Raw genomic sequence first — 20,305 nt, 5'->3', positions numbered from 1 at the left:
CGATGAGCCTGCTCGAAATCCGCAATCTCAGCGTCGAGTTCGACACCGCGAGCGGCCCGTTCCGCGCCCTTGCCGGCGTCGACTACACGGTCGAGGCCGGAGAGGTGCTCGCCATCGTCGGCGAGAGCGGCTCCGGCAAGTCGGTCGCCATGCTGGCGCTGATGGGCCTGCTGCCCGACACCGCGACGGTCACCGCCGACAAGATGACCTTCGAGGGCACGGACTTGAGGTCCCTGTCGGCGGCGCGCCGGCGCAAGGTGATCGGCAAGGACATCTCGATGATCTTCCAGGAGCCGATCGCCAGCCTCAATCCGTGCTTCACCGTCGGCTTCCAGCTCGACGAGGCGCTGAAGACGCATACGAAGCTCGACCGCCGGCAGCGCCGCGACCGGGTGATCGAACTGCTCACCGCCGTCGGCATTCCCGAGCCGGAACGCCGGGTGGGCGCGTTCCCGCATCAGATGTCGGGCGGCCAGTGCCAGCGGGTGATGATCGCCATCGCCACCGCCTGCAATCCGAAGCTGCTGATCGCCGACGAGCCGACCACCGCGCTCGACGTCACCATCCAGAAGCAGATCCTCGACCTTCTGACCGGATTGCAGCGCGACCACGGCATGGGGCTGATCATGATCACCCACGACATGGGCGTCGTCGCCGAGACCGCAGACCGGGTGGTCGTCCAGTATCAGGGCCGCCAGATGGAAACCGCCGACGTACTCACCCTGTTCGAGAACCCGAGCAATCCCTACACCAAGGCGCTGCTGTCGGCCCTGCCCGAGAACGCCACCGGCGACCGGCTGCCGACCGTTGCCGATTTCGCCAGGGACTTCACGCCCGGTGCCGGCAACGGGGCGGATACCGGACGGGAGGCGCGCTCATGAGCGATCCCATCCTGAAGGTCCGCGACCTCAAGCGCGACTACGAGATCGGCGGCGGCCTGTTTTCCGCCCCGCGCCTGCTGCACGCGGTCAAGGGCGTCAGCTTCGACGTGGAACGCGGCACGACGCTGGCGGTCGTCGGCGAAAGCGGCTGCGGCAAGTCGACCCTCGCCCGCATGCTGACGATGATCGACCAGCCGACCTCCGGCACCATCGAGATCGACGGCAAGGCGATCGACATCGCCCGCCACGGCGTCACCCGCGAGATGCGGCAGGCGGTGCAGATCGTCTTCCAGAACCCGTACGGCTCGCTCAATCCGCGCCAGAAGATCGGCGCGGTGCTGGAGGAGCCCCTGCTGCTCAACACCTCGATGAGCGCGGCCGAACGGCGCGATGCGGCACTTGCCATGCTGGAGAAGGTCGGGCTGAAGCCGGAACATTACGGACGCTATCCGCACATGTTCTCCGGCGGCCAGCGCCAGCGCGTGGCGATTGCACGCGCGATCATGCTGCGCCCGCGGCTGCTGGTGCTGGACGAGCCGGTCTCCGCGCTCGACCTCTCGGTGCAGGCGCAGATCCTCAACCTGCTCGCCGACCTGCAGGACGAATTCGGCCTCACCTATGTCTTCATCAGCCACGACCTGTCGGTGGTGCGCTACATCGCCGACAAGGTGATGGTGATGTATTTCGGCGAGGCGGTCGAATACGGCACGCGCGAGGAGGTCTTCGAGAACCCGCAGCACGAGTACACGCGCACGCTGTTCGCGGCGACGCCCAAGGCCGATGTCGCAAGCATTCGCGCGCGTCTGGAAAAGAAGAAGGCCGCTATCGGCTGAGGCTCAAGCTGGGGTCGGGGCTGGGGCTGTGCCCGGCTTCGGCCCCTAGCCGCCGCCGGCCTTGCCGCGGGCCGCCCGCTCGGGCGCCTGCGGAGGTGTCGGCGCGCCGTCGCTCGCCTGCGACTTGCGCTCGCGCACCGCACGGATGCGCGCGCCGAGCGACTGGGTGACCGCGCTGCCGGATGGCCTGTCGCCGTCGGCGGAGGTCGCCTCGCTCGCCGCAAGCACGGGAGCCAGATCCTCGTCGGTCCCAAGCGAAGCGGCAACGGAGGCGGCAAGCCCGGCCAGTTCCGACCGCAGCGCGAGGAAGTCTTCGTTGCCGCGCAGTTCCGCCCGCAGCCGTTCGTTCTCGGTGCGCAGCCGCGCCGCCTCGCCGGCCAGCGTCTCGTCGCCCTGGGCGCCTTCCGCCAGCACCGACAGGCGGGTGATTTCCGCCTGGGCGGCGATCAGACGGGACTCCGCCTCGAACAGCCGGTTGTCGCGGGCGCGCAGTTCCTGCCGGCTGAGCCCGGCGCTTCGGGGCGCCTGCGCGCCCTCGGCAGGAGTTTCGCTCGCCTCGCCGGCCCGGGCGGCCCGCTCCTCGGCGCGTTTCAGCTTGCGCTTGAGGGAGGCGATCTCGACTTCCAGCGCGGTCACCTTGGCAAATTCCGACGCGCGGCCGAGCGGATCTTCGCTTGCCTCTTCCGGTTTGGCGGCAGGCTGCTCGCCCGCATTGGCGGCATCACCGCCGGCACCCGGCAGGGCAGCGACCGCAAGCGCCGGCGTGGCGACGTCCGCCGCCGGCGACGTTTCATCGCCCTCGCCCCGCTCCGCGGCCTCGGCCGCCACCATCAGCCGCTTGACGCTGCGTTCCAGCTCGCGAATGCGGGCCTTGGCCCGCGCCAAGGCCTCGCCGCCGTCATGGATCTCGCGGCGCAGGTCTTCCTCGCGCGCCATGGCATCGCCCAGCGCCTGGTCCTTGGCGCGGAATTCCGCGCGCAGGTCGTCGGCCACCGCCTCGGCGCGGTCGCGCGCGATGCGGTTCTCCGTCGCCTGCTGCTGCAGCCGCTCGAGCCCTGCTTCGAGTTTCCGGTAATCGACCGCATGCCGGGCGCGCAGGCCGGCGATCTCGCCGCGCACGTCCGCATGGGTCATCGGCGTCGTCGCCTCGACCGCGGCACGGGTGAGCCGCACCGCGCGGCGCCAGACGGTCGGCATGAGCGCCACCGACAGCAGGCCGGCCAGGCAGAAGCCGAGGGCCACATACATTGCCGCTTCAATCAAGACCGCTCACCACCATCTGGCCCCTCAAGGCCGCGAGGGCGCACATGCGCACCTCGAAGCAAGGTGCCGCCGGACGCCGCCCGCGGCACGCCTGCATGTTTTACCATGCATTCTGATACAAGACGCGGCGTCATGCGCCAAGCATCTCGCGGGGCAAGCAATCAAAAAGGATTCCAGGTCGGCTGGTCGGTGAACTTGAGATAGCCGACATTGACGCCGAGACGCGCGCCGACGCCCGCCCGCACGGGAACCACGTAGATGTCGTGGTTGGACAACACCGTCATGCCGAAGCCGCCGATCAGATAGGCCGAGCCGTTGACGCCAACATAGCGGCGGTAGATCGCCGAAGTGTCGGGCAGATTGTAGACCAGCATCATCACCCGGGCGCCGTCGCCGCCGATGTCCCAACCGAAGGACGGGCCCTGCCAGAACACCTTGTGAGTGCCGGCGTTGCGCGTGTAGAGCTGCCCTTCGCCGTAGCGGGCACCGGCCAGCAGCGCGCCCGAGCCCTCCTCGCCGAGGATGTAGCCGTTCGGCTGGCCGTATTGCGAGACCGCGCGCTCCACCACCGAGGCAAGACCACCCGACAGCTGGCCGAAGAAGCGATGGCCGGCATCGACCAATTCGCCCTGGCTGTACTGCTCCGGCTGCTGAGCGCGCGCCTGCGGCACGCCTGCGGAAATCAACGCGGCGAGGCCGAGAACCAGCGTTGCGGCGAAGGCAGCCGCGGAACGGCGGGTGCGGAAGTGGGAAAGTCGCGTCATGATGGTCCGTCCTCAACGCTCTCATGCAAGGGAACGGCGCGAGCCTTGCGGGCGGCCGGGGGACACCGGCGCCGGACGCGGGCCGCGCCGGAAACCTCCGCGGTTGCCCCCGGGCCCGCCTTGCAGGCACAGTCGTCGTCCGGGGATCGCGGGACTGATTCGATGTCAGAGTGTAGTCGAAATCGGAAAAGATTATGGTGGACGGCGCACCGATACTTGCGCGCCCTCCCTGCCGTGCTGGCGCTTGTCGCGCTCGCGGGTCCCGTCCGTGCCCTCGACTATGCCACCGACCCGGTTTCGGGCTATGCGCTCGGCGGCCGCGACCCGGTCGCCTATTTCATCGACCGCATGCCGCGCGAGGGCGACCGGCGCCAGGAGCTGCGCTGGGACGACACGGTGTGGATGTTCGTCAACGAGGGCAACCGCGCCGCCTTCGCGAAGGATCCGCAGGTCTATGCGCCGCACTTGCGAGGCTGCGATCCGCTGGCGCTGGCGGAAGGCTTCGTCACCATCGGCAACCCGCTGATCTTCGCACTGCACGAGGGCCGGCTGCTGCTCTTCCATTCGGAGATCAACCGCTTCCTGTTCCTCTCCGATCCCGCGAGCCTGCTCGCCGAGGCCGAGAGTCGGGCGCGGGCGCAAGGGTGCAGCCGCTGAATTCCGCCATCGCCGGATGGCTTGGCAGCGTGGGAAGGGCGGTGTAACCCTTTCGCAAGGGCCGAATCGTGCCGCCCGGCGGGTCTGCGCCGGAGCAACATCGGCCCTGGCTGCCGGGAACGGCCGCCCGCATGACCGTAGCGCACTGCCAGGACTCCGCCAGGGACACCCGCCAAGGACATCGCATGACCGCCATCGACGAACTCAGCGCCCTCGATCTTGCCGCCCTGGTGGCGAGCCGCGTCTGCCACGACATCATTTCCCCCGTTGGCGCAATTACCAATGGCCTCGAGGTTCTCGACGAGGAGAACAACGAGGACATGAAGGAATTCGCGATGGACCTGATCCGCAAGAGCGCGCGTCAGGCCTCGGCGAAACTGCAGTTCGCGCGCCTCGCCTTCGGCGCCGCCGGTTCGGCCGGCGCGGAGATCGATCTCGGCGATGCCCATTCGGTCGCGGCCGGCTTCCTGGCCAACGAGAAGGCGGATCTCGACTGGCAGGTGCCCCGCCTGCTGATGGCCAAGAACCGGGTCAAGCTGCTGCTCAACCTGATCCTGCTGGCCAACCAGTGCGTCCCGCGCGGCGGCCTGATCACCGTCACCATGGACGGCGATGCCCTGACGCCCACCTTCCGGTTGAAAGTAACCGGATCGACAACCAAGGTTCCGGCGCTTGTCCTCGAGATGACATCCGGCAAGGAGCCGGAGAGGATCGACGCGCACACCGTGCAGCCGGTCTACGCAGTGCTTCTGGCACGCGAGTCGGGCATGGATTTAGAAGTCGTTAAGGAAGACGACGGAGTAAGGATTACTGCAGCCTGCATAGGTTAAACTGCTTCAAAAGCACCCCACACCGCTTCAGGCTATCTTAACTGTTTAAGCCGCATTGTCACCGATAGGGATGGGTGGTCCGGATACAGGGTTCGGATCGTGTACCAGTAACCAGTCGGGTGAGTATGGCCATGGACGACCTGCTTAGCGAGTTCCTCACAGAAACGAACGAGAGCCTGGATGTCGTCGACGTCGAGCTCGTTAAGTTCGAACAGGAACCGAACAACGCGAAGATTCTCGACAACGTTTTCCGTCTCGTCCACACGATCAAGGGCACCTGCGGCTTCCTTGGCCTGCCGCGGCTCGAGGCCCTCGCCCATGCCGGCGAGACGTTGATGGGCAAGTTCCGCGACGGCGCCAAGGTGACGCCCGACGCGGTTTCGCTCATTCTCTCCTCCATCGACCGGATCAAGGAGATCCTGGCCGAGCTCGAGGCCGCCAACGGCACCGAGCCGGCCGGCAGCGACCACGACCTGATCTCCGAGCTGGAGCGCATGGCGCTGGAAGCCGACACCCGCGGCAGTGCGGCCGACGAGGCTCCCGAGGCCGAGGATGACGGCCTGGCCCGCGGCGAGCTGGTCGAGCAGGTTCTGGAGCGCCCGCTGCGCCCCGGCGAAGTGTCCCTCGACGAGCTGGAGCGTGCGTTCCGCGAAGCCGAGGTCGAAGTCGAGCTCCCCGTTTCCGCTCCCATCTCCGAGATCGAGGCCGATGCCGAGATGGAGGCCGAGGCCGCCCCGCCGGCAGCGCTCGCTCCCCGCAGCCGTGTCCGCGAGGAAGAAGCTGCAACGCGCGAGACCGCCGAGAAGGGCGAGAAGAAGGCATCTGTCTCGAGCCAGTCGATCCGCGTTGCGGTCGAGACGCTCGAGCACCTGATGACCATGGTCTCCGAGCTGGTGCTCACCCGCAACCAGCTGCTCGAGATCGTCCGTCGCCACGAGGATTCCGAGTTCAAGGTGCCGCTGCAGCGCCTGTCGAACGTCACCGCCGAGCTGCAGGAAGGCGTCATGAAGACGCGCATGCAGCCGATCGGCAATGCCTGGCAGAAGCTGCCGCGCATCGTCCGCGATCTCAGCCAGGAACTCGACAAGCCGATCGAGCTGGAGATGATCGGCGCCGAGACCGAGCTGGACCGCCAGGTTCTCGAGCTGATCAAGGATCCGCTCACCCACATGATCCGCAACTCCGCCGATCACGGGCTGGAGATGCCGTCCGACCGTCGCGTCGCCGGCAAGCCGGAGAAGGGCACGATCACGCTGTCCGCCTATCATGAAGGCGGCCACATCATCATCGAGGTCAAGGACGACGGTCGCGGCATCGATGTCGACCGGGTCAAGGCCAAGGTGCTGGAGCGCGGGCTGGCCTCCGAGGCCGAGCTCGACAAGATGACGGATCAGCAGATCCACAAGTTCATCTTCCACGCAGGCTTCTCCACCGCGCAGAACATCACCAGCGTCTCGGGCCGCGGCGTCGGCATGGACGTGGTGCGCAACAACGTGGAGCTGATCGGCGGCACCATCGACCTGCGCTCTGTGCCGGGTCGCGGTTCCAGCTTCATCATCAAGATCCCGCTGACGCTCGCCATCGTCTCGGCGCTGATCGTCGAGGCCGGCGGCGACCGCTTCGCCATCCCGCAGCTGTCGGTGGTCGAGCTGGTGCGTGTCCAGTCCAACTCCGAGCATCGCATCGAGCGCATCAAGGACACCCCCGTCCTGCGCCTGCGCAACAAGCTGCTGCCGCTGGTGCACATGTCCCAGCTGCTCGGCGTCGGTCCCAATGACGGCGACCAGGAGATCGAGTCCGACACCGGCTTCATCGTGGTGATGCAGGTCGGCAGCCAGACCTTCGGCGTCGTCGTCGACGGCGTGTTCCACACCGAGGAAATCGTCGTCAAGCCGATGTCCTCCATGCTGCGCAACCTGACCATGTTCTCCGGCAATACCATCCTGGGCGATGGCGCGGTGATCATGATCATCGATCCGAACGGCGTCGCCTCGGCCATGGCAAGCCATGCCTCCAGCGTCGTCGCCGAGAACGAGCGCAAGGAAGCGGAGGACGCCATGACCTCCGCCCTCGACGGCCAGTCGACCGTGTCGATGCTGCTGTTCCGCGCCGGCTCGCCCGAGCCCAAGGCGGTGCCGCTGTCGCTGGTCACCCGCCTGGAGGAATTCGAGGTCTCCAAGATCGAGCATTCCAACGGCCGCGACCTGGTCCAGTACCGCGGCTCGCTGATGCCGCTGGTCTATATCGAGGCTTCGCAGACCCGCCGCGGCGAAGGCACCCAGCCGATGCTGGTGTTCTCGGACGCCGGCCGCTCCATGGGCCTCGTCGTCGACGAGATCGTCGACATCGTCGAGGACCGCATGAACATCGAGGTCGGCTCCGACCGGGCCGGCATCCTCGGATCGGCGGTCATCAAGGACAAGGCGACCGAGATCATCGACCTCGGCTACTACCTGCCGCAGGCCTTCGAGGACTGGTTCATGCGCAAGGAGATGGACATCGCCGCGCTGACCAAGAAGGTCCTGCTGGTCGACGACAGCGCCTTCTTCCGCAACATGCTGACGCCCGTGCTCAAGGCGGCCGGCTATGACGTCACCGCCGTCAACGGCGCGCGCCAGGCCTTCGAGCTGCTGGAGAACGGCGACACGTTCCAGGCGATCGTCAGCGACATCGAGATGCCGGAAATCAACGGCTTCGAGTTCTGCGAGGCTCTGCGCCGCGATCCGCGCTTCCGCAAGCTGCCGGTTCTGGCACTGTCGGCCGTGGTCTCCCCGGCCTCCATCGAGCGCGGCCGCCAGGCCGGTTTCGACGACTATGTGGCGAAGTTCGACCGTCCGGGGCTGATCGCCTCGCTGAAGGATCTGTTCGCCGGTGAAATGGGAATTGCGGCATGAGGCACAACGACAATCTCGCGGCCGGTATCGACGATACCATCCAGTATGTCACCGTCATCATCGGTGGCCAGCTCTTCGGCCTGCCGATCAGCCAGGTGCACGACGTCTTCGTTCCCGAGAGCGTGACCCGTGTGCCGCTGGCCGCCCCGGAAGTGGCCGGCGTGCTCAACCTGCGCGGTCGCATCGTCACGGCGATCGACATGCGCAAGCGCCTGCACCTGCCGGCCAGGGACGCGAATGCCCAGGTGATGGCCGTCGGCATCGAGCACAAGGGCGAGAGCTACGGCCTCGTCATCGACCAGGTCGGCGAAGTGCTGCGCCTGTCGAACGACTCGATGGAGCCGAATCCTTCCAACCTCGACAAGCGCTGGGCGGAAATTTCCGGCGGCGTGCACCGGCTGGACGGCAAGCTGATGATCATTCTCGACGTCACCCGCCTCTTCGGAGCGATGTTCGAGCCCATGGCTGCGGCCTGACGCGACCAAACCGGCGAAGAGAAACCCGACACTCGGGAGAACAAGATATGAAGCACTGTCTGGTCGTCGACGACTCCAGCGTCATCCGCAAGGTCGCCCGCCGCATTCTCGAGGACCTCTCCTTCGAGATCTCCGAGGCCGAGGACGGTCTCAAGGCCCTGCAGGCCTGCCGCGAGCGCATGCCCGACGCGATCCTGCTGGACTGGAACATGCCCGAGATGGACGGTCTGGAGTTCCTGCTGGCGCTGCGCAAGGAATATGGCGGCGAGAAGCCCATCGTGGTGTTCTGCACCACGGAGAACGACGTGGCCCATATCACCCGTGCCATGCGCGCGGGCGCCAACGAGTACATCATGAAGCCGTTCGACAAGGACATCGTGGAAGCGAAGTTCCAGGAAGCCGGACTGCTGTAACCCCTCTGCAGGGCTGTACCACATGATCGCCAGTTCTTCAGCGCCGGCCCCACGGGACGGCGCCAGGGCGGATTGCATCCGCGTCATGGTTGTTGACGATTCCGTCGTCATTCGCGGCCTGCTCAGCCGCTGGGTCGAGGCAGACCCGGCCCTTGAGCTCGTCGCCTCCCATCGCAACGGCAAGCTCGCCGTCGACGACATCGAACGCTCCAACCCCGATGTCGTGGTGCTGGACATCGAGATGCCGGAGATGGACGGCCTGACCGCCCTTCCCCTGATGCTGCGCAAGAAGCGCGATCTCGTCGTCGTCATGGCCTCGACGCTGACCCGCCGCAACGCGGAAGTGAGCTTGCGCGCCCTCTCGCTCGGCGCGCAGGACTACGTCCCCAAGCCGGAGTCGACCAGCGAGGTCACCACCTCCATCGACTTCCGCCGCGAGCTCATCGACAAGGTGAAGGCCCTGGGCCAGCGCCGCCGCGGCAGCAGCTCGGCCGGTGGACGCATGATGCGTGCCCAGACCGCAGCCGGTCGCACCGCCTCGCAGACCCCGGCCAGCGCCGCGCCGGCCGGCTATACCCGTCTTGCCGCCGGTGCGGCGGCACAGGCCGCCGCTCCGGCAATCCGCACGCGCGCCTATTCCAGCGCCCGCCCGCGCATCGTCGCCATCGGCTCGTCGACCGGCGGCCCGCAGGCGCTGCAGCAGCTGTTCACCGACATCGGCACCGCGATCCGCGAAGTGCCTGTGGTGGTGACCCAGCACATGCCGCCGACCTTCACCGCGATCCTGGCCGAGCATATCGCCAAGGCGGCCATGCGCCCCGCCAAGGAAGCCGACAACGGCGAAGTGCTGAAGCCCGGTCACATCTATGTCGCGCCGGGCGGCCTGCACATGATCGTCGACAAGGACGGCGGCCAGGTGGTGGCACGGCTGACCGATGCCCCGCCGGTGAACTTCTGCAAGCCGGCGGTCGATCCGCTGTTCGACAGCGTCGCCAAGGTCTACGGCTCGGCCACCCTGGCGGTGGTCCTGACCGGCATGGGACATGACGGCGCGGCCGGCGTGCGCACGATCGCGGCCGGCGGCGGCAGCGTCATCGCCCAGGACGAGGCGACCAGCGTGGTATGGGGCATGCCCGGCGCGGCAGCGCAGACGGGTATGTGTTGCGAGATCCTGCCGATCACCCGCATCGGCCCCAAGATCTCCGGATTGTTGAATGGAGGCCCCAGGTGATTGCGTCCCAGTTCGAGTATCTCAAGCAGTACCTGAAGGCCAAGTCCGGGCTGGTTCTGACCAACGAGAAGCAGTACCTGGTGGAGAGCCGGCTGCTGCCGGTGGCGCGGCGTCACAGCCTCGCCGGCCTGTCGGAACTCGTCCAGGCGATGCAGAAGCCGACGGGAACCCAGCTCTGCGCCGAGGTGGTCGAAGCCATGACCACCAACGAGTCGTTCTTCTTCCGCGACGGCATGCCGTTCCAGCACTTCCGCGAAGTGATGCTGCCGGCCATGCTGAAGGCACGGGCCGACCGCCGGACCATCCGCATCTGGTGCGCGGCCGCCTCCACGGGCCAGGAGCCCTATTCCCTCGCCATCTGCCTGAAGGAAGCAGCCCAGAAACTCGCCGGCTTCCGCGTCGAGATCATCGGCACCGACCTGTCGAACGAGGTTCTGGAAAAGGCCAAGACCGGCATCTACAGCCAGTTCGAGGTTCAGCGCGGCCTGCCGATCCAGATGCTGCTGAAATATTTCACCCAGAAGGGCGATCTCTGGCAGATCAACCCCGAGCTGCGCTCTATGGTGCAGTGGCGCAAGCTCAACCTGCTCGAGAGCTTTTCGACGCTCGGCTCGTTCGACATCGTCTATTGCCGCAATGTGCTGATCTATTTCGACCAGCCGACCAAGGTGGACGTGCTGCAGCGCATCTCCAAGCAGATGCCCGCCGACGGCTATCTGGTGCTGGGCGCGGCCGAGACCGTCGTCGGCCTGACCGATGCCTTCCGGCCGGTGCCGGACCTGCGCGGCCTCTACCAGCCGACGGCTGCCACCGGCACGCAGGGACTTGCATCCCGCTCGCGCTTCCAGGTCGCAGGCTGACGCAAGCCAGGATCTGAAGCCTTCACGACAACGAAACGCCGGTGCCAACGCGCCGGCGTTTTGCGTTGCGGTCGAGGGTCAAGCTGGCAAGAGCGCCGCACCGGAGATACGGACAAACGACATGCAAATCCCGGGACGGGGCGCATTCATTTCGATTTTCGGGAGATTTCGCAGCACCGGCGGCAAGTCGCTGTGTCTCAAGCGCTGCCGGAAAGTTGGCACCCCCAAGGGGACTCGAACCCCTGTTTCCGCCGTGAGAGGGCGGCGTCCTAGACCGCTAGACGATGGGGGCGTCGGCCGGTCAGTTACGAACAGGAGGCGTAGGTAGAACGCCCGCGCGCCGAATGCAAGCCCCATTTTTCGCAAAGCCTGTGGACAGTGAAAAAAGCGGTGCTTTTGCCGAACCTGCAGCAACGGCGGAGGGCGGCCCTGCCTGCCGGGCACCGGATCGGCGCACGCAGCAGGCAGGGCGAAATGGTTTGCCGGGGCGGGCTAGTCCCCCGGCCTGCGCCCGCTTACTGGGCGACGAAAGCGGTCTCGCCGACGAGGCGGCCGGTGGCCGCTTCCAGATGCAGCAGCTTGCTGGCGGTGCCGTCGCGCACCAGCAGGATCAGCCGATCGCCCGAAAGGACCATGCTTTCCACCCGCCCGTCCTTGCCGATGGCGACCGTAGCGGCTATATCGCTGCCGTCCGCCCGCTTGCCGCTTTCGGACAGCTTGTAGATGATGGCCGCGAGAACGGCCATGAAGCCGAGCACCATGACGAGGCTAGAGACGGCGAGCAGCCGCTTCAGCTTCTTCTGAACCCGTTCCATCGCCGGATCCAGCGGGGCTTCCGCGTCGCGGTCTTCGTCGTCCATTGCCGGATGTGTCATGTCTATGTCCATTGAAGAGGAAGGCGATGCCGATGGCGTCGCGATCGCAGCCCTTGCCGTTTCCGATGAGGATGCCGGCAGCCGCCTCGACGCCTGCCTTGCCCGCCACCTGCCGGAAATCAGCCGCAGCCGCATCCAGTCCCTGATCCGTCAGGGCCGGGCGCGCGTCGGCGGGCGGACCATAATGGAGCCAAAATACCGGGTCAATTCGGGCGAGGAACTGGCGCTGGAGCTGCCCGAACCGGAGGAAGCCGAGCCGACTCCGGAGGATATCCCGCTGACGATCGTCTATGAGGACGATCACCTTGTCGTGATCGACAAGCCCGCAGGCCTCGTCGTCCATCCCGGCCCCGGCAACTGGAGCGGTACGCTGGTCAATGCGCTGCTGCACCATTGCGGCGACAGCCTGTCGGGCATCGGCGGCGTCAAGCGCCCGGGCATCGTCCACCGGCTCGACAAGGACACCAGCGGCTTGCTGGTCGTCGCCAAGACCGATCTCGCCCATCAGGGGCTGGCCGCCCAGTTCGCCGACCACGGCCGGACCGGCCCGCTGGAGCGCGAATATGTCGCGCTGGTCTGGGGCGCACCGATGCAGCTGCGCGGCACCGTCGATGCCGATCTTGCCCGCTCCTCCGCCAATCGCCAGAAGATCGCCGTGACCAAGTCCGGCGGCCGCCACGCCATCACGCACTGGCAGGTGCGCGAGCGTTTCGGCCCGAAGGACGCTGCGCCGATCGCCGCCCTGATGGCCTGCCGCCTGGAAACCGGGCGCACCCACCAGATCCGCGTGCACATGGCCCATATCGGCCATCCGCTGGTCGGCGATGCCGATTACGGCGCGCATTTCCGCACCAAGTCGGCGCGCCTGCCCGAGGAGGTCCGCGACGTGGTGGATGCCTTCCCGCGTCAGGCGCTGCATGCGGGCCTGCTCGCCTTTGCGCATCCGGCCACCGGCGAGACGCTGCGTTTCGAAAGCCCCCTTCCCGACGACATGGACACCCTGCTCAAGGCAATCCGGACGCTTTCGCCGTCATAATTTGCAAAATTATGTCCTGATATTGCCGAAATGAACCCTATATTGGGAAGTCCGGCGTGCCATTCGGGCGCCGAAACAGAATGCCCTGCGATGGAGGTCTCGCGACGGTCGAAAGCCGGAGCGACCCCGGAGGGATCGTTGGGAGAAAGGGTGCATTCATGGCCCAGAACATTCCGGCGCTGAGTTCCGGCGAAGGCGGTCTCAGCCGATATCTGGACGAAATCCGGCGGTTTCCGATGCTGGAACCGCAAGAAGAATACATGCTCGCCAAGCGCTACAAGGAGCATGGCGACCCGGCCGCAGCCGAGCGGCTGGTGACGTCTCACCTGCGCCTCGTTGCCAAGATCGCCATGGGATATCGCGGCTACGGCCTGCCGATTTCCGAGGTCGTGTCCGAGGGCAATGTCGGCCTGATGCAGGCGGTGAAGCGTTTCGAGCCGGACAAGGGCTTCCGTCTCGCCACCTATGCCATGTGGTGGATCAAGGCCGCGATCCAGGAATACATCCTGCGGTCCTGGTCGCTCGTGAAGATGGGCACCACCGCCAACCAGAAGCGTCTCTTCTTCAACCTGCGCCGGCTCAAGGGCCGCATCCAGGCGCTCGACGAGGGCGACCTGCGCCCCGAGCACGTCACCGAGATCGCCACCAAGCTCGGCGTCAGCGAGGAGGAGGTCGTTTCGATGAACCGCCGGCTCGCCGGCGACGCCTCGCTCAACGCGCCGATCCGCGCGGAGGCCGACAGCGGCGAGTGGCAGGACTGGCTCGTCGACGAGAGCGACAGCCAGGAGGCGATCTTCGCCCAGCAGGAAGAGCTGGATCAGCGGCGCAAGCTGCTCGGCGATGCGATGGAAGTTCTCAACGACCGCGAACGGCGGATCTTCGAGGCCCGGCGCCTGTCCGAGGACCCGATCACGCTCGAGGACCTGTCGACGGAGTTCGGCGTCAGCCGCGAGCGCGTGCGCCAGATCGAGGTGCGCGCCTTCGAGAAGGTGCAGAAGGCGGTGCGCCGCGGCGCCCGCGAGCTGGAACAGCCGCAGGCCCAGATCGCCGGCCAGGCCTGACAGGCCGGAGCGCCTCTCGCTCCGCCTCAATCGCAGTCCCGCGCCTCCGGCGCGGGACGCGCGTTTCCGCAAAGCGGATTCCCCTTTCAGATCCGATGCTCTAACCTTCCCGCCGGCGCGACGAAGCGCGGCAGGGAGGCGGACCATACATGCGCATCACGCGACGCAAGCATCTGCTGGTGGCTGCGGTGGGATGCCTGTTCCTGATCGTCGTGACTGCGCTGCGCGCCTACGATCCCTCCTTCGTCTCCACCATCCGCCTGATGGGCTTCGACGGCTACCAGCGCTTCTGGCCCCGTCCGCATGACGACTTTCCCGTGCGCATCGTCGACATCGACGAACGCTCGCTGGCCGTGCACGGCCAGTGGCCGTGGCGCCGCGACAAGCTGGCCGAGCTGACCCGCGCACTGGCGGAGCTTGGCGCCGCCGCCATCGCCTACGACGTGATCTTCGCCGAGCCGGACCGCCTGTCGCCGCATCGCTATGTCCCGGACCTGAAGATCGGCAACGATGCGGCGCTGGAAGGGCTGGCCGAGCGCCTGCCCGACACGGACAAGGTCTTCGCCGAGGCGATTGCCGAGGCCCCCGTCGTGCTCGGTTTCGCGACGCTGCCCAACGCCAATGGCGGCAAGCCGGCCTCCAAGGCCGGGTTTGCCCATGCAGGCAGCGACCCGACCGGCAGCATCCCTTCCTTCGCTTCCGCCCTCGTCAGCCTGCCGGTGCTGGAAGACGCCGCGACGGGCAGCGGCGGCGTCAGCCTGTCCAGCCGCGACACGATCGGTATCGTCCGGCGCGTGCCCATGGTCTTCACCGACGGCACGGGCCTCTTCCCCAGCCTGGTGATGGAAGCGCTCCGGGTCGCCCAGGGCGCGGGCACCTTCATCATTCGCTCCGCAGATGCGAGCGGCGAACTGGGCACAGGCGCACCCGCCGTCACGGACATCAAGGTGGGCGCCCTGCCCTTCCCCACCACCGCGCAGGGCGAGCTCTGGGTGTATTTCAACGAGGACCGGCCGGACCGCTATGTGTCCGCCGCCGATGTGCTCGACCCCGAAACGCGCGCCAGCCTCGCGCCGCAGATCGAGGGGCAGATCGTCTTCATCGGCACGTCCTCCGTCGGGCTATACGATATCCGGGCGACGCCGCTCGGCGATCTCGTGCCCGGCGTCTCGGTCCACGCGCAGGCCGCCGAGCAGATCCTCGCCGGCACCTTCCTCAGCCGGCCGGACTGGGCGGACGGCGCAGAGATCATCGCCACCTTCCTGCTCGGCCTGATCGTCATCGCGCTGATCATCGCGTTCGGCTCGATCTGGGCGGCCGTGGTGGGCGGTGTGGTCGCCTTCTCGCTCTATGCCGGCGCCATTCACCTGTTCCGCACGCAGGGCCTGCTGCTCGATCCGATCTACCCGACCGCCGTGAACCTCTTCGTCGTCTATGCGGCGGCGACCGCCCTGCTCTACTTCCTTACCGAGCGCGAGAAGCGCTTCGTGCGCGCTGCCTTCGGCCAGTATCTGGCACCGGAAATGGTCAAGCGGCTGGAGACGGCGCCCGACGCGCTGCGGCTCGGCGGCGAGATGCGCGACATGACCATCATGTTCATGGATGTGCGCGGCTTCACCCCGATCTCCGAGCAGCTGACGCCGACGGATCTCGTCGCCTTCCTCAACGCGCTGCTGTCGCCGCTTTCCGACGAGATCCAGGCACGCAGCGGCACCATCGACAAATATATCGGCGACAGCATCATGGCCTTCTGGAACGCACCGATGGATGTGGGCGACCACGCGGCCAAGGCGTGCCGGACCGCGCTGGAGATGGTGCGGATCGTCGACCGGCTCAACGCGGAGGATGCCTTCCGTTTTCGCGAACGCGGCCTGCCGACCCAGACCGTGCGGATCGGCGTCGGGCTCAACACGGGCGAGGCCTGCGTCGGCAACATGGGCTCCGACCGCCGTTTCAACTATTCGGTCATCGGCGACGCCGTGAACGTCGCCGCGCGGATCGAGTCGAGCTGCAAGGCGGTCGGCGCCGATTGCGTCGTCTCCGAGGACACGGCGCGCGCGGCAAAGGGCTTTGCCTTCCTGGAGGCCGGCGCGATCCCGCTGAAGGGCAAGAGCGTGCCGATCCGCCTGTTCGCGCTGGTCGGAGATCCCGATTATGCCGCCGGAGAGGAGTTCCAGGCGCTGGCGCAAACCCATGCGGCCATGGTCGCGGCCATCGATGCCGGCGAGAAGGACAAGGCTCGCGACGGCCTCGCCGCCTGCCGCGCGAAGGCCCCCGAACGGCTCGCCGACGTCTACGACCGCTTCGCCGAGCGCATCGAGGTGATGCCGCAACACGCCAGCGCTTAGGGTCGACGCCCTCCAGCCGGATGGCGCGACCTGCCTAAAAGCGCTAGCACGCGCCCGTCGAGCAGCAGCAGCCCAAGCAAAAGCACGGCCATGCCCACCATCTGCAGCACGGACAAGGCCTCGCCCAGCAGGCTTGCGGAGATCAGCACCGCCGACACCGGGATCAGCAGCGTCACCAGCGAAGCATTGGTGGCCCCTGCCTCGGTCAACAGGCGAAAGTAGATCAGATAGGCGAGCGCCGTGCAGGCGGTGCCGAGCGCCACGACGCAAGCCCAGGCTGCCGGCCCGACCGCGGCGGGCGCCCAGCCGCCCGGAACCGAAAGCGCCTGCCAGACCGCAAGCGGCAGCAGCAGCAGGCTGGAGCCGGTCAGCTGCCCGGTTGCCGCGACCATGACCGGGATCCCTCGAAACCGGCGGGCGAAGGCTGCGGCAAAGGCATAGGACAGCGCGGCGCCCAGACACAGGGCCTGCGCCCACACCGGTTCGCCCGAAAGGCGTGCCAGCGCCCCCGCCTCCAGCCCCGGCAGCAGCAGGAGCGCGACGCCGGCAAAGCCGACAGCGATGCCGGCGACCCGGTGGGCCCGCAGGACCTCCTGGCGGAAGAGGACGGAGGCGACCAGCACCGTGAAGATCGGCGTCGTCGCGTTGAGGATCGAGGCAAGGCTCGCAGAGATACCGGTCTGGCCCCACAGGATCAGCGAGAAGGGGATCGCGTTGTTGAGCAATCCCATCACCAGGAACGCACCGAGCGTCGAGGGATCTCGCGGAAAGGTGAGCCCGCGCATCGCCAGCAGAGCGTGCAGGACGAGCGCGGCCAGCAGCACCCGCAGGAACGCGAGAACGAAGGGCGGGATCTCCACCAGCGCGATCTTGCCGAAGGGAAAGGTCGCCCCCCAGACGAGCGCCAGCACGATCAGCAGCAGCCAGTTTTTCCAGGTCATCGTCGTCTCTTGCAGGCAATGTATCCGAGGCAAGGACTAAGCAGGACCCGGCCCCGCGCCCACCCGATTTGCGACCTCGCCCGACCATCCAGGTTGAAAAGTCGAAACAAGGGCTTGTGGCGAGCGGCAAGCAGGGTCAGGATCGATTTTCCCGCCGCTGCCAGGAATGCTGGCTCGAATGCCCGATCACCCCGCCTCCCTCGCCTCCCGCCCGCTGCTGTTCCGCCTCGTGCCGTTGCTCGTCGCGGCCGGCCTGTTGCTCGGCGCCAACGGCGTTGCGATGACCGTGATCGCGGTGCGCGGCCGTCTCAACGGCCTGTCCGACACGACCATCGGCCTGTTCGGCTCCGCCTATTATGCCGGCTTCATTCTCGGCGTTCTGGTGACGCCGATCCTGATCCAGCGGGTCGGACATATCCGGGTGTTCTCCGCCCTTGCGGCGCTGAGCGCGATTGCCGTGCTGCTGTTGCTGCTGACCACGCCGGGCCTTTCCTGGGCGGGCCTGCGCTTCGTCAGCGGCATCGCCTTCTGCGGCACGGCGATGGTGCTGGAAAGCTGGCTCAACGCGCTGTCGTCCAATGCCGAGCGCGGCCGCATTCTCAGCATCTACCGCATCGTCGACCTCGGCGCCGTCACCGGCGGCCAGTTCCTGCTCCCCGCCTTCGGCGCCGGCGGTTTCGAGATTCTGGTGGTCATCGGCCTCGTCTTCTGCGCCGCGCTGATCCCCGTATCGCTCGCCCGCGAGGGCAATCCGCCGGTCTCCGACACGCGCCGCGTCAACTACTTCTCGATCTGGGTGATCTCTCCGGTCGCCGCCGTCGGCTGCCTGACCATCGGCCTGACCAACGGCGCCTTCCGGACCGTCGGGCCGGTCTATGCGGAAGGTGTCGGCCTCGATGCGGACGGGCTGGCGCTCCTGATCAGCCTGTGGGTGATCGCCGGCGCCATCTTCCAGTTCCCGCTCGGCTGGGCCTCGGACCGGATCGACCGGCGCTATGTACTGATCCTGGCAACGCTGGGCGCCGGGCTCTCCTGCCTGTTCCTGTCGGGCGTCACCATGGAAGCGGCGATCTTCCTCGGCGCCTTCCTGTTCGGCGGCTTCGCGCTGCCGCTCTATTCGCTCTCCGCCGCCCATGCCAACGACCACGCAGGCCCCGGGCAATATGTCGAGCTGGCGGCCGGGCTCACCATGTTCTTCGCGCTCGGCGCCATGGTCGGCCCGCTCATCGCCTCGGCGGTGATGGACCGGTTCGGCCCGACCGCCTTCTTCGTCTATACCGGCGGCCTGCATCTCGCCTTCGTCGCCTTTGTCGGCCTGCGGCTCTTCGTCCGGGGGGCGGCCCCGGCCAGCCACCGCGGCCGCTTCGTCTGGCTTCTGCGGACTTCCCCGGCGATCTTTCGCCTGGCAAGCAGTCAGAAGGGGCAGGACAAGCCCGACCGGGAGTGACTTTTCCGCCGCGCCGGCGTGGAAAGCGGGTCTTGGGGCTCGTCAATGCGGACTGTCGCCGTTATAGTCCGCCTCACAGTGCCCCGGTCGGCTGAACCGGGGTTTTTCGTGTGCGCTGGTGCCGCTGCCAGCCGTGTTTGCCTGATCGAAGGAACGTCTCGAATGGCCAATGTCGTCGTCGTCGGATCTCAATGGGGTGACGAAGGAAAGGGCAAGATTGTCGACTGGCTCTCGGAGCAGGCCGACGTCGTCGTGCGCTTTCAGGGCGGGCACAATGCCGGCCATACCCTGGTGATCGACGGGGTCAGCTACAAGCTGTCGCTGCTGCCCTCGGGCGTCGTGCGCGGCAAGCTGTCGGTGATCGGCAACGGCGTCGTGATCGACCCGCATGCGCTGGTGGCCGAGATCGGCCGGCTGGCCGAGCAGGGCGTCCAGGTGTCGCCGGAGACGCTGGCCATCGCCGGCAACGCGACGCTGATCCTGTCGCTGCACCGCGAGCTCGACGCGCTGCGCGAGAATGCCGTCACCGGCACCAAGATCGGCACCACCAAGCGCGGCATCGGCCCGGCCTACGAAGACAAGGTCGGCCGGCGCGCCATCCGCATCATGGATCTCGCCAACCTGAAGAGCCTGCCGGCGAAGATCGACCGGCTGCTGGCGCACCACAACGCGCTGCGCCGCGGCCTCGGCGAGCCGGAAATCGATCCGGCTACGATCTTCAGCGAGCTGGAAACCGTCGCCGGCCAGGTGCTGCCCTACATGCAGACCGTGTGGGCGCTGCTCGACAACAGCCGCCGCGACGGCAAGCGCATCCTCTTCGAAGGCGCGCAGGGCACGCTGCTCGACATCGACCACGGCACCTATCCCTTCGTCACCTCGTCCAACACGGTTTCGGGACAGGCGGCGGCGGGCAGCGGTCTCGGCCCGAACGCCATCGGCTACGTGCTGGGCATCACCAAGGCCTACACCACCCGCGTCGGCGAAGGCCCCTTCCCGACCGAGCAGGACAACGAGGTCGGCGAGTTCCTCGGCACCCGCGGCCGCGAATTCGGCACGGTGACCGGGCGCAAGCGCCGCTGCGGCTGGTTCGACGCCGTGCTGGTGCGCCAGAGCTGCAGCATCAACGGCATCAACGGCATCGCGCTGACCAAGCTGGACGTGCTGGACGGCCTCGACGAGATCAAGATCTGCGTCGCCTACGAGCTCGACGGCCAGCGCATCGACCACCTGCCGGCCTCCCAGGGCGCGCAGGCTCGCGTCAAGCCGATCTACGAAACCCTTCCGGGCTGGAAGGAATCGACGGAAGGTGCCCGCAGCTGGGCCGACCTGCCGGCGCAGGCGGTCAAGTATGTCCGCCTTGTCGAGGAGTTGATCGGCGCGCCGGTCGCGCTGCTCTCGACCTCGCCGGAGCGGGATGACACAATCCTTGTCCAGAATCCGTTTCAGGATTAAGCCTTAAACCGTGGACCGCGCCCTGGCGCGGTCCGGTGTGCGG

18 protein-coding genes and 1 tRNA gene are annotated in these 20,305 nt (G+C 67.2%); 14 read left to right on the top strand and 5 right to left on the bottom strand.

Features of this window, described 5'->3' with window-relative positions; translation table 11 throughout:
* The first annotated feature begins 2 nt into the window (after window positions 1-2).
* Both BBX35_RS09000 and BBX35_RS08995 read left to right on the top strand, forming a co-directional pair.
* Window positions 3-881, top strand: coding sequence for an ABC transporter ATP-binding protein (locus BBX35_RS09000; protein ID WP_083206153.1), 879 nt, complete (start codon window positions 3-5; stop codon window positions 879-881).
* A complete protein-coding gene (locus BBX35_RS08995) occupies window positions 878-1,714 on the top strand; it encodes a dipeptide ABC transporter ATP-binding protein (protein ID WP_067218816.1) in 837 nt (278 codons plus the stop codon). Before BBX35_RS09000 ends, BBX35_RS08995 begins: the two co-directional genes overlap by 4 nt.
* A gap of 45 nt (window positions 1,715-1,759) precedes the next feature.
* On the opposite strand, the gene BBX35_RS08990 is transcribed toward BBX35_RS08995, so the two are convergent.
* The gene (locus BBX35_RS08990; RefSeq protein WP_141687838.1) at window positions 1,760-2,977 is read right to left on the bottom strand and encodes a coiled-coil domain-containing protein; all 1,218 of its coding nucleotides are present in this window, start codon (window positions 2,975-2,977) and stop codon (window positions 1,760-1,762) included.
* A 161-nt stretch (window positions 2,978-3,138) separates the two neighbouring features.
* Window positions 3,139-3,741 (bottom strand): DUF1134 domain-containing protein, encoded by a 603-nt coding sequence (locus BBX35_RS08985; RefSeq protein ID WP_067218811.1) that lies wholly within the window; start codon window positions 3,739-3,741, stop codon window positions 3,139-3,141.
* A gap of 216 nt (window positions 3,742-3,957) precedes the next feature.
* On the opposite strand from BBX35_RS08985, the gene BBX35_RS08980 reads away from it, so the two are divergent.
* The 7 genes from BBX35_RS08980 to BBX35_RS08950 all read left to right on the top strand — a co-directional run bounded on the left by BBX35_RS08980 (window position 3,958) and on the right by BBX35_RS08950 (window position 11,102).
* Window positions 3,958-4,398 carry a hypothetical protein gene (locus BBX35_RS08980; protein WP_208979805.1) on the top strand — a complete coding sequence of 147 codons (441 nt, stop codon included), beginning with the start codon at window positions 3,958-3,960 and terminating at the stop codon, window positions 4,396-4,398.
* A 185-nt stretch (window positions 4,399-4,583) separates the two neighbouring features.
* Window positions 4,584-5,228: a histidine phosphotransferase ChpT gene (chpT, locus tag BBX35_RS08975; RefSeq protein ID WP_067218809.1), complete on the top strand. Its 645-nt coding sequence runs from the start codon at window positions 4,584-4,586 to the stop codon at window positions 5,226-5,228.
* Between the two features lie 131 nt (window positions 5,229-5,359).
* Window positions 5,360-8,122: a hybrid sensor histidine kinase/response regulator gene (locus tag BBX35_RS08970; protein ID WP_067218806.1), complete on the top strand. Its 2,763-nt coding sequence runs from the start codon at window positions 5,360-5,362 to the stop codon at window positions 8,120-8,122.
* Window positions 8,119-8,598 carry a chemotaxis protein CheW gene (locus BBX35_RS08965; RefSeq protein ID WP_067218805.1) on the top strand — a complete coding sequence of 160 codons (480 nt, stop codon included), beginning with the start codon at window positions 8,119-8,121 and terminating at the stop codon, window positions 8,596-8,598. The genes BBX35_RS08970 and BBX35_RS08965 overlap by 4 nt, the downstream gene beginning before the upstream one ends.
* Before the next feature lie 47 nt (window positions 8,599-8,645).
* On the top strand, window positions 8,646-9,011 hold the full coding sequence (locus tag BBX35_RS08960; RefSeq protein WP_067218802.1) for a response regulator: 366 nt from the start codon (window positions 8,646-8,648) through the stop codon (window positions 9,009-9,011).
* A gap of 22 nt (window positions 9,012-9,033) precedes the next feature.
* The gene (locus BBX35_RS08955; RefSeq protein ID WP_067218799.1) at window positions 9,034-10,242 is read left to right on the top strand and encodes a protein-glutamate methylesterase/protein-glutamine glutaminase; all 1,209 of its coding nucleotides are present in this window, start codon (window positions 9,034-9,036) and stop codon (window positions 10,240-10,242) included.
* Window positions 10,239-11,102 carry a CheR family methyltransferase gene (locus tag BBX35_RS08950; RefSeq protein ID WP_067218797.1) on the top strand — a complete coding sequence of 288 codons (864 nt, stop codon included), beginning with the start codon at window positions 10,239-10,241 and terminating at the stop codon, window positions 11,100-11,102. Before BBX35_RS08955 ends, BBX35_RS08950 begins: the two co-directional genes overlap by 4 nt.
* A gap of 216 nt (window positions 11,103-11,318) precedes the next feature.
* On the opposite strand, the gene BBX35_RS08945 is transcribed toward BBX35_RS08950, so the two are convergent.
* Window positions 11,319-11,394: transfer RNA gene (locus tag BBX35_RS08945), tRNA-Glu, on the bottom strand.
* 223 nt (window positions 11,395-11,617) lie between these two features.
* Window positions 11,618-11,977, bottom strand: coding sequence for a hypothetical protein (locus BBX35_RS08940; RefSeq protein WP_067218794.1), 360 nt, complete (start codon window positions 11,975-11,977; stop codon window positions 11,618-11,620).
* Between BBX35_RS08940 and BBX35_RS08935 the strand changes: the two genes are divergently transcribed.
* From BBX35_RS08935 to BBX35_RS08925, 3 genes are all read left to right on the top strand, one after another.
* A complete protein-coding gene (locus tag BBX35_RS08935) occupies window positions 11,976-13,013 on the top strand; it encodes an RluA family pseudouridine synthase (protein WP_088946069.1) in 1,038 nt (345 codons plus the stop codon). The two genes, BBX35_RS08940 and BBX35_RS08935, sit on opposite strands and share 2 nt — an antisense overlap.
* A gap of 158 nt (window positions 13,014-13,171) precedes the next feature.
* Window positions 13,172-14,074: an RNA polymerase sigma factor RpoH gene (gene rpoH, locus BBX35_RS08930; protein ID WP_067218790.1), complete on the top strand. Its 903-nt coding sequence runs from the start codon at window positions 13,172-13,174 to the stop codon at window positions 14,072-14,074.
* 149 nt (window positions 14,075-14,223) lie between these two features.
* Entirely contained in the window at window positions 14,224-16,422 is a 2,199-nt protein-coding gene (locus BBX35_RS08925; RefSeq protein WP_067218787.1) for a CHASE2 domain-containing protein, read from the top strand.
* Here the strand turns inward: BBX35_RS08925 and BBX35_RS08920 are convergent.
* On the bottom strand, window positions 16,419-17,363 hold the full coding sequence (locus BBX35_RS08920) for a DMT family transporter (RefSeq protein ID WP_067218785.1): 945 nt from the start codon (window positions 17,361-17,363) through the stop codon (window positions 16,419-16,421). The two genes, BBX35_RS08925 and BBX35_RS08920, sit on opposite strands and share 4 nt — an antisense overlap.
* A gap of 178 nt (window positions 17,364-17,541) precedes the next feature.
* Between BBX35_RS08920 and BBX35_RS08915 the strand changes: the two genes are divergently transcribed.
* Window positions 17,542-18,810 carry an MFS transporter gene (locus BBX35_RS08915; protein ID WP_067218782.1) on the top strand — a complete coding sequence of 423 codons (1,269 nt, stop codon included), beginning with the start codon at window positions 17,542-17,544 and terminating at the stop codon, window positions 18,808-18,810.
* A 162-nt stretch (window positions 18,811-18,972) separates the two neighbouring features.
* Window positions 18,973-20,262: an adenylosuccinate synthase gene (locus BBX35_RS08910; RefSeq protein WP_067218779.1), complete on the top strand. Its 1,290-nt coding sequence runs from the start codon at window positions 18,973-18,975 to the stop codon at window positions 20,260-20,262.
* Window positions 20,263-20,305: the final 43 nt, after the last annotated feature.

The organism is Stappia indica, assembly GCF_001696535.1.
Taxonomy (GTDB): Bacteria; Pseudomonadota; Alphaproteobacteria; order Rhizobiales; family Stappiaceae; genus Stappia; species Stappia indica.
The sequence above is the reverse complement of the archived record's forward strand: the minus strand, read 5'-3'. Positions and strand labels throughout refer to the sequence as shown.